This is a genomic window from Nisaea sediminum, assembly GCF_014904705.1.
In the GTDB taxonomy this organism is placed as follows: domain Bacteria; phylum Pseudomonadota; class Alphaproteobacteria; order Thalassobaculales; family Thalassobaculaceae; genus Nisaea; species Nisaea sediminum.
Genome location: NZ_JACZCQ010000005.1, coordinates 207,782 through 221,618, shown reverse-complemented (window position 1 = coordinate 221,618; position 13,837 = coordinate 207,782). Strand labels below are relative to the sequence as shown.

The window sequence follows — 13,837 nt, the reverse complement described above, 5'->3', positions numbered from 1 at the left end:
CCACGCCCGCGACGAGAGACGACATGACCAGCAATACCGAGACCATTCGAGCCTCCGCACAGTTCCAGAAAGCCGAAGCCGCGCTCCGCGCCGGCCATGACCGCTTCGTCGAGGAACTCATCACCCTGACCGAGATCCCGTCCCCGCCCTTCAAGGAGGAGAAGCGGGCCGCGGCCTACGAGGAGATGTTCCGGGCGCTCGGCCTGGAAGAGGTGCAGCGGGACGGGATCGGCAACGTGACCGGGCTGCGGCGCGGGCGGGGCAACGGGCCGATCGTGGTCGCCGCCTCCCATCTCGACACGGTCTTTCCCGAAGGCACCGACGTGAAGGTCCGCCGCGAGGGCACGAAGCTCTTCGCTCCGGGCGTCGGTGACGACACCAAGGGGCTCGCCACCCTGCTGGCCTTCGTCCGCGCGCTCGACGCCGCCGGGATCGAGACCGAGCAGGACATCCTCTTCGTCGGCGATGTCGGCGAGGAGGGCAAAGGCGACCTGCGCGGCATCCGCTATCTCTTCACCGAGAATCCCTACCGTGAGCGCATCGCCTCCTTCTTCACCTTCGACGGTATCGAGACCCAGGACCTGGTGACCGCCGGCGTCGGCTCCTACCGCTATAAGGTCGCCTTCAAGGGGCCCGGCGGGCACAGCCTCGGCGCCTTCGGCACGGTGAACCCGGCCTATGCGCTCGGCACGTTCCTCGTCGGCATGTCGAAGATCGAGGTGCCGGGCGATCCGCGCAGCTCCTACTGCGCCAGCACCTTCTCCGGCGGCACCTCGGTGAACGCGATCCCGGAGGAGGTCTGGACCGAGATCGACCTGCGTTCGGAATCCGCCGAGGTGCTCGACCGGGTCGATGCCGAGGTGAAGGCGCTGATCGAGGAAGCCGTGAAGGGCGAGAACGCGCGCGGCGATACGTCGAACGGCGCGATCAGTGTCGAGCTGACCCAGATCGGCAACCGCCCGGCGGGAACGACGGCGCACGGCACCCCCATCGTCGAGGCGAGCGTCGCGGCGATGAGGGCCTACGGTTTCGAGCCGGAATTCTCCGCCTCCTCGACCGACGCCAACATCCCGATGTCGCTCGGGATCCCGGCGGTGAAATTCGGCCACGGCGGCGCCGGCGGCCGGGCGCATTCGCTCGAGGAATGGGTCGATGTCGAGCCCGAGCTCAACCTCCGTGGCCAGAATGCAGGCCTGCTCGCGCTGGTCGCGACGGCGGGGTTCGTGGAGGGGTGAGGCGTCAGCGCGCCGCGAGCTTCCCCTCCAGCATCTCCTTCACCCCGGCCCATTCCTTGTCGAGGATGGAGAAATAGACCGAGTCCCGGAGCGTGCCGTCGGTGTGGATCATGTGCTGGCGCAGCGTGCCCTCGTAGATCGCGCCGATCCGCTTCAGGGCGTTCTGGGACTGCTCGTTGCGGTGGTGGGTCTTGAACTCGACCCGGATGCAGCCGAGCGTCTCGAAGGCGTGTTTCAGCATCATGTATTTGGCTTCGGTATTGATCGGCGTGCGCTGGAAGCGCGGGTTGATCCAGGTGCTGCCGATCTCCACCCGCTTGTTCTTGGTGTCGATGGTCATGTAGCGGGTCGAGCCCGCGACCTCGCCGCTCGCCACGTCGATTGTCGCGAAGGGGCAGTCGATGCCCTTCTCCTGGTTCTCCAGCGCGAGGTGGATATAGGCCTCGACCGCCTTCGGGTCGGTGCCCGGCCAGGTCCATTTCCAGATCGCCGGATCCTCGGCGGCCTTCTGCAGGGCCGGGATGTGATCGAGGCTGAGCGGCTCCAGGCGGACATGCTTGCCGGAGAGGGTGACGGGTTCGACCTTCATTCTCGTGGGTTCCTTGATATGCGGTTCGGGAAACGCGGGTTGGGTGAGAGGCAGGAAAGGCTCAGACGATGGAGGCGGCCTGCTGCGGCGCGCCGGCGAGGGTGTCGGCGACGAGGGTGAGGCCGTGGCGCACCGTCTTCAGGTCCTTCGGATTGCCGAGGGAGAGGCGGAGCCGGTTGCGGCCCGCGCCGGGGGCGGTGGCGAAGACCTGGCCGGAGGAGACGGCGACGCCCTGCTCGCCCAGCACCGCGACCGCGTCCCGGTCGGTCCAGGGTGCGGGGACCGTGAGCCAGAGATGCATGCTGGTCGGGTGCTGGGCAAACTCGAAGCCGTGGAGGATCTCGGCCGCGGCCTCCTGGCGCTGCCGCATTTCCTCCGCTTTCTCACGGGCGAGCCGCAGCGCGATGCCGCGATCGACCCAGAGGGCGAAGATCTCCGCCATCGCCGGCGCCGCCATCCAGGTGGAGGCGCGCATCGCGCGCTCGAGGCGGGGAACCATGGCACGCGGCGCGCTGACGCCTCCGATACGCAGTCCGGGCGCGAGCTGCTTCGCCGCCGAGGTGATGAAGATCGACTGTTCCGGCAGGAGGTTGGAGAGCGGCTCCGGCGCGTCCTCGACGAGGAAGCGGTAGATGTCGTCCTCCACCAGGATCAGGTTGTAGCGCGCGGCGATCTCGGCGACCTGCTCGCGGCGTTTCGCGCTCATGATCGTATTGGTCGGGTTCTGCAGCGTCGGCATGAAATAGAGCGCGCGCGGCGCGAAGCTGCGGCAGGCTTCCTCCAGCGCGTCGGGGCTGAGCCCTTCGGCGTCGAGCTCGACCGGCTGCACCTTGAGGCCGAGCATCTCGGCGAGGGGGACAATGCCGGGGTAGGTCAGCTTCTCGACCAGGATTGTATCGCCCGCCTGCACCAGCGCCGAAAAAGCGGCGAGCATGCCGTTCTGCCCGCCCGTGGTGACAATCGCCCGGTCGGCATCGGTCTTCACCCCGAGGCTGACCATCCAGTCCGCCGCCGCCCTCCTGTGGCGGGGGGCGCCGCCATGGGGGGCATAGGCGAGCAGGTTCATCAGGTCGCGCCCGTCGGCGATCTCGTGCAGGGCGGCGGCAAAGGCCTCGCGCTCCGAGGCGCCGAGTGGCGGGTAGTTCAGGCCGAAATCGATCCCGCCGCGGTTGGCGCCGACCGGGATCTCTCCCATGTCGCGGCCGATCCGGCGGCGCACAAAGGTGCCGCGCCCGACTTCGCCGTCGATCAGGCCGCGCCGGGTCGCTTCGGCATAGCCGCGCGAGACGGTGCCGACCGTGACGCCGAGCTGGTAGGCGAGTTCGCGGTGGGTCGGCAGCTGCGTGCCCGGCGCGAGCCGTCCGGTGGCGATGTCCTCCGCCATGGCGCGGGCGATGGCGAGATATTTGGGTCCGGGGATCCCCGAGAGGTCGGGGAGCCATTCGAGCGCGGGTCGGTGCATCTTTGTCTCGATGACAATGTTCCGATTGAATGTCGATTGGTTCGATATTACTCCATGAATGAAGGGGTTCAATCGTTGAATTGTATCGATTTGTATCCCTTCGAATGATGACAATGTGATCGTGACACGGATGGATCGCGGCGGACGGCTTTGCCATGATGCCGGGGCTACCAACGTGACATGGAAAGGACAGACCCGTGGCAATCTCCTTTACGCGCCAGCAGCTCGAAGAGGCCGCAGACCTGGTTCACAGCGTTGTGCCGCCGACGCCGCAGCATCACTGGCCGCTGCTTTCCCGGCGCGCCGGGGCCGAGATCCGGGTCAAGCACGAGAACCACACGCCGCTCGGCGCCTTCAAGGTGCGCGGCGGGCTGGTCTATATGGACGGCCTCAAGCGCCGCATGCCGGACTGCCCGGGCGTGATCACCGCGACCCGCGGCAATCATGGGCAGAGCGTCGCCTTCGCCGCCGCGCGCGCGGGGCTGCGTCCGGTGGTCGTGGTGCCGGAGGGCAATTCGGTGGAGAAGAACGCCGCCATGCGGGCGCTCGGCGCCGAGCTGATCGAGCATGGCAGCGATTTCCAGGATGCTTTCGAGCATGCCGTCGCGCTCTCCGAGAGCGAGGGGCTGCACCTGCTGCCGAGCTATCACGAGGACCTGATCCGCGGCGTGGCGAGCTACGGTCTCGAGCTGCTGACCGCCTGCCCGGATCTCGACCGGGTCTATGTCCCGATCGGGCTCGGCTCCGGCATCTCGGGCGTGATCACGGCGCGCGACGCGCTCGGCCTGAAGACCGAGGTGATCGGCGTCGTGTCGGAGAACGCGCCCGCCTATGCGCTTTCCTTCGACCAGAAGAAACCGGTTTCGACCAACAGCGCGAACACCTTCGCCGACGGCGTCGCCTGCCGGGTGCCGGTACCGGCGGCGGTGGAGCTGATCTGCAAGGGGGCCGAACGCATCGTCACGGTCTCCGAGGCGGAGATCCGAGCGGCCATGCGGCACTATTTCACTGACACCCACAATATCGCCGAAGGCGCGGGCGCGGTGCCGCTCGCGGGTTGTCTGAAAGAGGCGGCCGCGAACAAGGGGAAAAAGATCGGTGTCATCTTGAGTGGTGGCAATGTCGACCGGGAGGTCTATCAAGAGGTCCTGATGGAAGCCGACAAGCTCAAGGAGGCCGCACAGTGACCGAAGAACTCTTCCGCGAAGATTCCTATCTCAAATCCTGCACCGCGAAGGTGGTGTCCGCCGGGCCGGAGGGCGTGGTGCTCGACCGCACCGTCTTCTACCCGACCGGCGGCGGCCAGCCCGGCGACAGCGGCACGATGAAGACCATGGCCGGCGAGGTCGCCATCGCCGACACGGTGAAGGGCGAGGGCGGGATCACGCATGTGCTCGCGGACGGCGCGCGCCTTCCGGCGGTGGGCGAGGAGGTCGAGGTCACCCTCGACTGGGACCGCCGCTACCGCCACATGCGCACCCATACGGCGTTGCACATTCTCTGCTCCGTCGTCGATGGCGGCGTCACCGGCGGTCAGATCGGCGAGCTCAAGGGCCGACTCGATTTCGACATCCCGGGCGAGCGGCCGGAGAAGGAGACGCTGACCGCGAAACTGAACGAGGTGATCGCGGGAAATCATCCGGTCTCGCTCTCCTGGATCACCGACGCGGAACTTCAGGCCAACCCGGATCTCGTCCGTACCATGTCGGTGAAGCCGCCGATGGGCAGCGGCAAGGTGCGCATGGTGCGGATCGGCGAGGATGTCGATTTCCAGCCCTGCGGTGGCACTCATGTCCGCTCCACGGCGGAGATCGGTACGGTCCAGGTCGGCAAGATCGAGAACAAGGGCAAGCAGAACCGGCGGATCAATATCACGCTGGCGGATTAGCCATCGTCACCAAAAGGAAGAAGGACAATGCGGGTTCCGATTTATCAGATCGACGCCTTTACGGATAAAGTCTTCGCCGGAAACCCGGCGGCGATCTGTCCGCTCTATTCGTGGCTTACCGATCCGACGATGCAGTCGATCGCGGCGGAGAACAATCTGGCGGAAACCGCGTTCTTCGTTCCGGACGAGACCGGCGAGGCCGACTTTCATCTGCGTTGGTTCACCCCGGCGGTGGAAGTCGATCTCTGCGGCCATGCGACGCTCGCCAGTGCCGCGCTGATCTTCGACGACCTGATGCCGGACAAGAACGAGATCAGCTTCCGCACCCGCAGCGGCATTCTCCGCGTGCGGCGCGACGGCGCCTATTACGTCATGAACTTCCCGAGCTATCCGCCGGCGCCCTGCAAGGTGCCGGACGGTCTCTGCGAAGCGCTCGGCGTCACTCCGGTCGCGCTCTTCGACGCGCCGCAGGAGCCGGAGCGGGACCGTCTCATGGCGGTGCTTGAGAACGAGGACCAGGTACGCACGGTCAGCCCCGATTTCGGTCTGCTGAAGAAGCTGCCGACCGTCTCTGTCATGGTGACGGCGCCGGGCTGGAACGTCGATTTCGTCTCCCGCTATTTCGCTCCCAACCACGGTATCAACGAAGATCCGGTCACCGGCTCGAACCATTGCCTGCTGATCCCCTACTGGGCGGAACGGCTCGGCAAGAAGGAGCTGCTCGGCCGCCAGATCTCGGCCCGCGGCGGCGAACTGAAATGCAGCCTGAAGGGCGACCGCGTCGAGATGGCCGGCAAGGCCGCGCGGTATCTCTCGGGCTATATTGAGATCTGAATAATCGTCGTCATCCCGGCGCAGGCCGGGACCCAGGGCATCGTAGAGCGCTGCCTGTCATCCCCGGGTCCCGACCTCCGTCGGGATGACGATCTGGAAATATCCCCGCCCGAAAATCGGCGTACGGGCCCCGGGCGATCTGCTAGGCGTTGGTCATGCTGTACGACACATACGACCATGACACACTCTACGCCGCCCTTGAGCGCCGTGACCCGGCCTTCGAGGGGCGGGTCTATGTTGCCGTGACCTCGACCGGGATCTTCTGCCGGCTGGTCTGTCCGGCCCGCAATCCGAAATCCGAGAACTGTCGATTCTTCGCCACGGTCGGCGAATGCATCGAGGCCGGGTTCCGGCCCTGCAAGCGTTGCCGACCGCTCGCCAAGGCTGCGGAGGGCGATCCGGCTGTGATGAAGCTGATGGCGGCCTTCCAGGCGGAGCCGGAGCGGCGCTGGACCGAGGGCGACATCATCGCGCTTGGGCTCGATCCCTCGACCGTGCGGCGGAGCTTCAAGCGCCAGTTCGGCATGACCTTCCTCGAGATGGCGCGGCTCAGCCGGCTGCGCGACGGTTTCGTCACGCTCTCGGGCGGCGGGCGGGTGATCGATGCCCAGCTCGATGCCGGGTTCGACTCGCCGAGCGGTTTCCGCGCGGCCTTCGCCCGTCTGCTCGGCCAGTCGCCGCAAAGCTTCACTGGCGGCGAGCTGCTGAAGGCGGACTGGATCGACAGTCCGATCGGCGCACTGGTCGCGGTCAGCGACCGCACGCATCTCCATCTGCTCGAATTCGTCGACCGCAAGGCCCTCCCGCGGGAGCTGAAGAAGCTGCGGGAAGCGGCGCCAGGCGGCATCGGCATCGGACGGCTGCCGCCGACCGAGCAGATCGCCGCCGAGCTGGATGCCTATTTCGCCGGCAGGGGAGCGCGCTTCGAGACGCCGCTCGCCTATCACGGCTCGCCCTTCACCCGCGAGGTCTGGCTGGAGCTGCAGCGGATTCCGGCGGGCGAGACGCGGAGCTATGGCGACCTCGCACGTGCCATCGGACGGCCGAGCGCGACCCGTGCCGTCGCCCGCGCCAACGGAGCGAACCAGATCGCCATCGCCATTCCGTGCCATCGGGTGATCGGCGCGGACGGTTCGCTCACCGGCTATGGCGGCGGGCTCTGGCGCAAGCGCAAGCTGATTGATCTGGAAGAAAGCTATGCAAGACAGGTTGGGAGAGAAACACATGTCGCAAGCGGACAAGGCCAGGGCCTTCGCGGATCTGCACCGTAAGGGCGATCCGGTCGTTCTTTTCAATATCTGGGATGCGGGCAGCGCCAAGGCGGTCGCCGATGCCGGCGCGAAGGCGCTGGCGACAGGAAGCTGGTCCGTCGCGGGCGCACAGGGCTATGGCGACGGCGAGGCGCTTCCGCTCGATCTGCTGGAAACGATCGTGCGGCGGATCACGGCAACCTCGGAACTGCCGCTCAGCGTCGATTTCGAAGGCGCCTATGCGACCGGCCCGACAGGTGTTGGCAAGAACATTGCGCGGATGATCGCGGCCGGTGCCGTCGGGGTGAATTTCGAGGATCAGAAAGTCGGTGGAACCGGGCTGTATCCGGTCGCCGAACAGGCGGCGCGGATCGGAGCCGCGCGGGCCGCCGCCGAGGATGCGGGCCTGCCCTTCTTCATCAATGCCCGCACGGACCTTTTCCTGAAGGACCGGGAGCCGGCCAACCATCCGGCCCTGATCGGCGAAGCGCTCGCCCGCGCGAGGGCCTATACGGACGCCGGTGCCAGTGGGATCTTCATGCCAGGCCTGAAGACGCCGGAGCTGATCGAGCAGGCGGTTGAGGCTGTCGAGCTGCCGCTCAACATCCTGATCATGCCGGGCGTTCCGGAACCGGAGGAGCTGGCAGCGCTCGGCGTCGCCCGCATCAGCTACGGCCCCGGCCCCTGGCGCGACATGATGGCCTGGGTGACCGAGCGGGCGGGAAAGATCTATGGCGTTTAGTCGGTAGCGGGCCCGCGGGTATCAGATCTTCGCGTTGCGCTGCAGGAGCAGGCGCAGGACCGCCATTCGCACCAGTTCCGCCGCAGAGCCGGATACGAGACCCCAAAACGGATCCGTCCAGACGGTGAAACCCGCCGTGATCGCAATCACCGGCCAGCAGGAGGGCCTGCTGTCGAACAGGCGTTTCGAGAACGCGAACTCGCCCGACGCCATCAGCATGAGCGCGCCCAGCCCGGCGGCGGGGATGGCGGCGAGTGCCGTCAGCCCGAGTCCGTCAGGAAGCAGTGCAACGACGAGCAATGCCATGCCGAGGGCCAGCGGCGCGGTGCCGCTTCGGGCACCGAAACGATAATGCGCTGCGAGGCCGCCGGCGCCGTGGCACATGGGCAGCGCGCCGAAGGGGGTGAGCGCCAGATTTGCGAGGCCGCTCGTTATCGACAGCTTGGCCGGGGTGACATGGGACGCGCGGTCGCCGAAATAATCTCCCGCGACAAGCGCGGTGAGCAGGACGGCATTGGTGAAGGTCAGCGCAAGCTGCGGCAATACGTAGAGTGACAAGGCCTGTTGCAGTTCCGCTGGTGACGGCAGCGGCGGGATCTGGAAACTCGCTGCTGCGAGCGTTCCGAACCGCGTTCCGGGAATGTCGAATATCTGCGCCAATGCAATCGCTGCGGCGAGGCCGATCAGGGCGGCGGGATAGCGCGGCGCGAACAGGAATCCGACGAGGAGGACCAGCGTCGCCAGCGCGAGTAGCGGCGCGCTGGCCATCAGCTCCAGGCTGACAAGCGCAAGTGCCAGACCGAGGCCGAGCTGCAGTCCGGCGAGTACGGATTGGGGCACGAGGCGGGCGAGCCGCGCGATCCATCCCGTCGCGCCGAGCACAAGCAGGGTGGCGCCGATCAGGACGCCGCTTATTGCGAGACTTGAGGGGGCGATCCCGGTTGTCAGCATGACCGCCGCCACGGCCTTCATCGGCTGGACCGGGATCGGCAGGCGGTAATAGAGCGCCGTGGCGATGTAGAAGACGGCGAACCCGAGCAATACCGGAGCGGGCGCCAGACCGACCACGGCGATCGCCCCCAGCATCAGTGGCAGGAGCGTGCCGAGATCTCCAAGCGCGCCGCCGAGTTCGCGCAGGTTGAATAGGAAATTTTCGCCCCTTGGCTCGGCCATCGCCTCTCCTCGGGTCATCTTGGGTTCAATTTATTCTAATCGCTCAAGCGCCCCGTGACCTAATTGTGATTTCGGGGTCCATCTTCACGCTCTGGCCGCGCCGGCTCAGCCGAGATAGCTCCTGATCGCGTGCATGAAGACGCCGGAGCCGATACCGATCAGCTCGTCCGGAAAGACATAGTCCGGGTTGTGGACATGCGGGCGGCCCTCGCCGGCGCCGAGGAAGAACATCGCGCCTTTGGAGCCCTGACCGAAACGGCCGAAATCCTCGGAGCCGCGGAACGGCAGGTCGCCTGCGTCGTGGGTGACACCGCGCGCGTCGAGCGCTTCCTCGAGGAGGCGGACCGCGTCCGGATGATTCTCCGAGGCATCGAAGATGTCGTCGTAGGAAATCTCGAACCTCAGGCCGGATTCCTTCGCGGCCCGCTCCACCAGGTCCTCGGCCGCGGCGACCAGCGCCGCCATCTCGCCGTCCGACCTGGTGCGCAGTGTGGCCATCAACCGGCCGGCGCCGGGTGCGACGCCGTAGGCCGGCTCGCCCATCGAGGCGTGGGTCACCGTCGCCATGGAGAAGCGCTCGCCCTTCACGTCGCCGCCGCCGAGCGCGGTCAGGGCCGGCATCAGGGCGGAGAGCGCCGCCATCGGCGAGATACCTGTTTCCGGTTGAGAGGCATGGGCCGTCCTGCCGGTGAGCCGCACCTCCATGCCGCGCGAGGCACAGCAGACGATGCCGGGGGCGAGCGTCGCGTGGCCGATCGGGGCGCCCGGCATATTGTGCAGGGAGATCGCCATGTCGGGCCGGATCTCGCCGTAACGCGGATCGGCGATCACGGCGGCCGAGCCGGCGCCGGTCTCCTCCGCCGGCTGGAACATCAGGACGACGCGGCCCTTTGCCGGCCGCTGCTTTTCCAACCCGTAGGCAAGGGCGGCAACCGTCGTGGTGTGTCCGTCATGGCCGCAGAGATGGGCCTTGCCCGGGGTTTCGGAGCTGTAGTCGAGACCGGAGAGTTCCTGGATCGGCAGCGCATCGAGTTCGGAGCGCACCAGCAGCGTCGGGCCGGGCTCCGCGCCCTCGAAGATTACCGCGACGCCGTGGCCGCCGAGGCCGGTCAGCACCTTGTCGGGGCCGCGCCTGCCGACGAACTCGACCACCCGCGCGGCGGTTTTCTCCTCTTCGCCGGACAGCTCCGGATGACGGTGAAGCTCGTGACGGAAGGCGACGAGCTCTTCTTCCTCGTCGGGCGTCAGGAAATGGTCGTAGTTCCGATTCTCGGACGTCATCTTACTTGTATTCGATCTCGATGAAGGACATCGGCGTATCGCCGCCGTTGATCACATTGTGCTCGACCCCGGCATCGCGGCGGTAGGCGGCGCCGGCCGGCGTGGTGACCGTGCGCGAGCCCCCCGGCTCTTCGAGCTGCAGGGTGAGATTGGTCATCGGGACGACGACATAGTCCATGCCATGGACGTGGTGTCCCGTCTCGGCGCCGGGCGCGAAATCCCATCGGGTGATACGGACCTTCTCGTCGTCGAGCAGCAGGGTCGGGGTGGCGGCGGGGCGCTGGGCGCTCATCGGATATATCCCGTTCAGGCTGTGTAGAGGATCGGGAACCAGTCCTCGCGGAGTTTCTGGCCCGGTTTCATGTCATGCCCCGGATAGGGCGGGGAGGTGCGTCCCGGCCGCTCCACGTAGCGCGCGTCGTCGCCGACGAGGCGGAGAGAGAAGGCCCGGCGGCGGCGTGTCGTCTCGTTGCCGCGCGCGCCGTGCAGGTTGCGGTAATGGAAAGCTACGGCGTCGCCCGGCTCCAGCGGCCATTCGAGGATCGTCATGCCTTCCGCCTCGGGATCGGGGATCGGCAGATAGTCGCCCTCGTCCGGATAGAAGTTCGTGTCGGAAAGCCAGCGCGTCGGCAGGATTTCCTTCTCCCAGCGGTGTGATCCGGCGACGCAGCGCAGTGTCGCCGTGGTGACCGGCTCGACCGGTGCCCAGAAGCTCACATTCTGCATGCCGTCGACGAAATAGTAGGGGCTGTCCTGGTGCCAGGGGGTCGGTTTCGAGGTGCCCGGCTCCTTCACCAGCACATGCTCGTGGAACATCTGCGTGGACTTCGAGCGCATCAGGTCGGCGGCGACCTCGGCTGCGAGCGAATGGCGCACGACGTTGACGAATTCCGGGATCCGCTCCCAGTTGCAGTAATCCTCGAAGAAGCGCCCGCCCTCGCCCGGTTTCAGATTGTCTCCGGCAAAGGGACCGGGTTCGGCGAGGTTCTTCTCGATGCCGGCGGCAATCTCGTCGACGAAGCCGGCGAAGAGACCCTTGATGAGCACGGCGCCGTCGCGCCAATAGGCATCGATATGGTCCTGGGTGATGAGCGGATGGGGCATGTGTCTTATCCGGTAGGGGAGAGCCCGAGCATGCCGCCCTTGTTTCGGTGTCGCAATCGCTCAATTCCCGCGCGCGCGCATTGCAGCCGTGCCGTTCGGGCGCTAGCCTCCCCGGAACGCTGCCGCCATGTGCGCGAACCAACGAGAGGAAACGGGGAATGAGCGGAAATCCGTTCGAGGAAAATCTGGACCGGAACGCGGCGAATTACGTGCCCATGTCGCCGATCTCCTTCCTGGCCCGGACCGCCGCCGTGTTTCCGACACGCGCTTCGGTGATCGACGGCGCCCGCCGCTTCTCCTGGGCGGAGACGCGGGAGCGCTGTCACCGTTTCGCCTCCGCGCTCTCGAAACGCGGGATCGGCAAAGGCAATACCGTCGCCGTCATGGCGCCGAACATCACCGCCGCCTTCGAGGCCAGCCTCGCAGTCCCGATGACCGGCGGCGTGCTGAACGCCATGAATATCCGGCTCGACGCCCCGACCATCGGCTTCATCCTCGAGCATGGCGAGGCGGATGTCCTCGTGACCGACACCGAATTCGCTCCTGTGATCCGCGAAGCACTGAAGGACGTGAAGCGGAAGATCCTCGTCATCGATATTGCCGACCCGGGGTCGCCCGACGGGGAACGGCTCGGCGAGATGGAATACGAGGATTTCCTCGCGACGGGCGATCCGGAGTTCGAGGCAATCCTTCCGAAGGACGAGTGGGACGCCATCGCGCTCAACTATACGTCCGGAACCACCGGCAATCCGAAGGGCGTCGTCTATCACCATCGCGGCGCCTATCTGAACGCGCTTGGCAACGCGCTGGTCTGGGGCATGGCGCATCACCCGGTGTATCTCTGGACCCTGCCGATGTTCCACTGCAACGGCTGGTGCTTCCCCTGGACCATCACCATGCTGGCCGGAACCCATGTCTGTCTCCGCCGCGTCGTGGCGAAGGACATCAACGACGCCATCGCCGATCACGGCGTCACCCATCTCTGCGGCGCGCCGATCATCATGTCGATGCTGCTAAATGCGCCAGACGACCAGAAGCGGAGCTGGGACCACCAGGTGCAGATGATGACGGCCGCCTCCGCCCCGCCCGCATCGGTGATCGAGGGCATGGAGGCGATGGGCATCAAGGTGACCCATGTCTATGGCCTGACCGAGGTCTACGGGCCCGCGGTGGTCTGCGAGTGGCACGAGGAGTGGAACGGCCTGCCGATCGACGAGCAGGCCCGGCTGAAGTCGCGTCAGGGCGTGCGCTATCCGGTGCAGGAAGGACTGATGGTGGCCGATGCCGAGACCCTGGAGCCGGTCCCGATGGACGGCGAGACCATGGGCGAGGTCTTCATGCGCGGCAATATCGTCATGAAGGGCTATCTGAAAAACCCGAAGGCCACTGAAGACGCTTTCCGCGGCGGCTGGTTCCATACCGGCGATCTCGGGGTCTGCCACGAGGACGGCTATATCGAGCTGAAGGACCGCTCGAAGGACATCATCATCTCGGGCGGCGAGAACATCTCCACTATCGAGGTCGAAGGCGTGCTCTATCGCCACCCGGCGGTGATGGACGCGGCGGTGGTGGCGCGGCCGGACGAGAAATGGGGCGAGACGCCCTGCGCCTTCGTCACCCTGAAAAACGGCGCCACGGTCACGGAAGCGGAACTGATCGCCTTCTGCCGCGAGCGCATGGCGCATTACAAGGCGCCGAAGACCGTGGTTTTCGGAGAGTTGCCGAAGACCTCGACCGGAAAGATCCAGAAATTCGTGCTACGGGACCAGGCAAAGGCGCTCTAGGCGCCGGAGCTCACAGCACCGACTCGATGAAGACGCCCTTCAGGCTGTCCTTGAAGCGGGTCGAAACCTGTTTTTCGACATCGGCCTTGAAGAGAAGCAGGTCCGAAGCTGAGGGCCGGCCCTTCTCGAAGAGCCTGAGGCAGAGCGGGTAGACGATGCCGTAGAGCTGGGTCTTGGCATTTTCGAGCTCCGTTTTCTTCGTCACGTCGACCGCCTGCAGCGCGACCTTGACCCGGTGTTCGGTCAACTGGCCGCCGACATAGAGCGAGACGGTGAAGGGCCCGAGCGGAAGAACCTCCGGGCCGACGACATGCCGGTAGCTGATGTCGCGGTTGAATTCCTTGTCCTTCTTGCGCTGGGCCTTGTCCTTCTGCTTGCGCTCCTCTTCGACCTTGGCGTTCGCCTTATCGCCGGCACTGGCAGCAAGCGCATTCCCCGCGTGTCCGGCGGCGAGCAGCAGGCCGAGAGCGAGTATCGTCAGGAAGCGCGGCATGA

Annotated in this window: 14 protein-coding genes; 7 read left to right on the top strand and 7 right to left on the bottom strand. The window is 66.3% G+C overall.

Features of this window, described 5'->3' with window-relative positions; genetic code table 11:
* Nucleotides 1-23 precede the first annotated feature (23 nt).
* Nucleotides 24-1,235 carry a M20/M25/M40 family metallo-hydrolase gene (locus tag IG122_RS11540; RefSeq protein WP_193183626.1) on the top strand — a complete coding sequence of 404 codons (1,212 nt, stop codon included), beginning with the start codon at nt 24-26 and terminating at the stop codon, nt 1,233-1,235.
* Between the two features lie 4 nt (nt 1,236-1,239).
* Here the strand turns inward: IG122_RS11540 and IG122_RS11535 are convergent, their stop codons facing one another.
* Both IG122_RS11535 and ehuR read right to left on the bottom strand, forming a co-directional pair.
* Nucleotides 1,240-1,824, bottom strand: a complete 585-nt coding sequence (locus IG122_RS11535; RefSeq protein WP_193183625.1) for a GNAT family N-acetyltransferase — start codon at nt 1,822-1,824, stop codon at nt 1,240-1,242.
* A 61-nt stretch (nt 1,825-1,885) separates the two neighbouring features.
* Nucleotides 1,886-3,286 carry a MocR-like ectoine utilization transcription factor EhuR gene (gene ehuR / locus IG122_RS11530; protein ID WP_193183624.1) on the bottom strand — a complete coding sequence of 467 codons (1,401 nt, stop codon included), beginning with the start codon at nt 3,284-3,286 and terminating at the stop codon, nt 1,886-1,888.
* A gap of 197 nt (nt 3,287-3,483) precedes the next feature.
* On the opposite strand from ehuR, the gene IG122_RS11525 reads away from it, so the two are divergent.
* From IG122_RS11525 to IG122_RS11505, 5 genes are all read left to right on the top strand, one after another.
* A complete protein-coding gene (locus IG122_RS11525; RefSeq protein ID WP_319024867.1) occupies nt 3,484-4,473 on the top strand; it encodes a threonine dehydratase in 990 nt (329 codons plus the stop codon).
* Entirely contained in the window at nt 4,470-5,174 is a 705-nt protein-coding gene (locus IG122_RS11520) for an alanyl-tRNA editing protein (RefSeq protein WP_193183622.1), read from the top strand. Before IG122_RS11525 ends, IG122_RS11520 begins: the two co-directional genes overlap by 4 nt.
* Before the next feature lie 27 nt (nt 5,175-5,201).
* Nucleotides 5,202-6,008 carry a PhzF family phenazine biosynthesis protein gene (locus IG122_RS11515; RefSeq protein WP_193183620.1) on the top strand — a complete coding sequence of 269 codons (807 nt, stop codon included), beginning with the start codon at nt 5,202-5,204 and terminating at the stop codon, nt 6,006-6,008.
* A 155-nt stretch (nt 6,009-6,163) separates the two neighbouring features.
* A complete protein-coding gene (locus IG122_RS11510; RefSeq protein WP_193183618.1) occupies nt 6,164-7,279 on the top strand; it encodes a bifunctional transcriptional activator/DNA repair enzyme AdaA in 1,116 nt (371 codons plus the stop codon).
* Entirely contained in the window at nt 7,233-8,000 is a 768-nt protein-coding gene (locus tag IG122_RS11505) for an isocitrate lyase/PEP mutase family protein (RefSeq protein WP_193183616.1), read from the top strand. Before IG122_RS11510 ends, IG122_RS11505 begins: the two co-directional genes overlap by 47 nt.
* Before the next feature lie 21 nt (nt 8,001-8,021).
* On the opposite strand, the gene IG122_RS11500 is transcribed toward IG122_RS11505, so the two are convergent.
* The 4 genes from IG122_RS11500 to IG122_RS11485 form a co-directional block, all read right to left on the bottom strand.
* A complete protein-coding gene (locus tag IG122_RS11500) occupies nt 8,022-9,173 on the bottom strand; it encodes a putative sulfate/molybdate transporter (RefSeq protein WP_226893508.1) in 1,152 nt (383 codons plus the stop codon).
* Between the two features lie 105 nt (nt 9,174-9,278).
* Entirely contained in the window at nt 9,279-10,454 is a 1,176-nt protein-coding gene (locus IG122_RS11495; protein ID WP_193183612.1) for an amidohydrolase, read from the bottom strand.
* A gap of 1 nt (nt 10,455) precedes the next feature.
* Complete coding sequence (locus IG122_RS11490; protein WP_193183610.1) at nt 10,456-10,746, bottom strand: cupin domain-containing protein; 291 nt, start codon at nt 10,744-10,746, stop codon at nt 10,456-10,458.
* Nucleotides 10,747-10,760: 14 nt separating this feature from the next.
* Nucleotides 10,761-11,558, bottom strand: coding sequence for a phytanoyl-CoA dioxygenase family protein (locus IG122_RS11485; protein ID WP_193183608.1), 798 nt, complete (start codon nt 11,556-11,558; stop codon nt 10,761-10,763).
* Nucleotides 11,559-11,716: 158 nt separating this feature from the next.
* Here IG122_RS11485 and IG122_RS11480 point away from each other — a divergent pair, with 158 nt between their 5' ends.
* Nucleotides 11,717-13,342 carry an acyl-CoA synthetase gene (locus IG122_RS11480; RefSeq protein ID WP_193183606.1) on the top strand — a complete coding sequence of 542 codons (1,626 nt, stop codon included), beginning with the start codon at nt 11,717-11,719 and terminating at the stop codon, nt 13,340-13,342.
* A gap of 10 nt (nt 13,343-13,352) precedes the next feature.
* On the opposite strand, the gene IG122_RS11475 is transcribed toward IG122_RS11480, so the two are convergent.
* The gene (locus tag IG122_RS11475; protein ID WP_193183604.1) at nt 13,353-13,835 is read right to left on the bottom strand and encodes a hypothetical protein; all 483 of its coding nucleotides are present in this window, start codon (nt 13,833-13,835) and stop codon (nt 13,353-13,355) included.
* Nucleotides 13,836-13,837 lie beyond the last annotated feature (2 nt).

What these genes read in the sequence shown, in the direction of transcription:
- IG122_RS11540 (WP_193183626.1), top strand. Translation starts at nt 24, where the DNA reads ATGACCAGCAATACCGAGACCATTCGAGCCTCCGCACAGTTCCAGAAA.
- IG122_RS11535 (WP_193183625.1), bottom strand. Translation starts at nt 1,824, where the DNA reads ATGAAGGTCGAACCCGTCACCCTCTCCGGCAAGCATGTCCGCCTGGAG.
- ehuR (WP_193183624.1), bottom strand. Translation starts at nt 3,286, where the DNA reads ATGCACCGACCCGCGCTCGAATGGCTCCCCGACCTCTCGGGGATCCCC.
- IG122_RS11515 (WP_193183620.1), top strand. Translation starts at nt 5,202, where the DNA reads ATGCGGGTTCCGATTTATCAGATCGACGCCTTTACGGATAAAGTCTTC.
- IG122_RS11510 (WP_193183618.1), top strand. Translation starts at nt 6,164, where the DNA reads ATGCTGTACGACACATACGACCATGACACACTCTACGCCGCCCTTGAG.
- IG122_RS11505 (WP_193183616.1), top strand. Translation starts at nt 7,233, where the DNA reads ATGTCGCAAGCGGACAAGGCCAGGGCCTTCGCGGATCTGCACCGTAAG.
- IG122_RS11500 (WP_226893508.1), bottom strand. Translation starts at nt 9,173, where the DNA reads ATGGCCGAGCCAAGGGGCGAAAATTTCCTATTCAACCTGCGCGAACTC.
- IG122_RS11495 (WP_193183612.1), bottom strand. Translation starts at nt 10,454, where the DNA reads ATGACGTCCGAGAATCGGAACTACGACCATTTCCTGACGCCCGACGAG.
- IG122_RS11490 (WP_193183610.1), bottom strand. Translation starts at nt 10,746, where the DNA reads ATGAGCGCCCAGCGCCCCGCCGCCACCCCGACCCTGCTGCTCGACGAC.
- IG122_RS11485 (WP_193183608.1), bottom strand. Translation starts at nt 11,558, where the DNA reads ATGCCCCATCCGCTCATCACCCAGGACCATATCGATGCCTATTGGCGC.
- IG122_RS11480 (WP_193183606.1), top strand. Translation starts at nt 11,717, where the DNA reads ATGAGCGGAAATCCGTTCGAGGAAAATCTGGACCGGAACGCGGCGAAT.
- IG122_RS11475 (WP_193183604.1), bottom strand. Translation starts at nt 13,835, where the DNA reads ATGCCGCGCTTCCTGACGATACTCGCTCTCGGCCTGCTGCTCGCCGCC.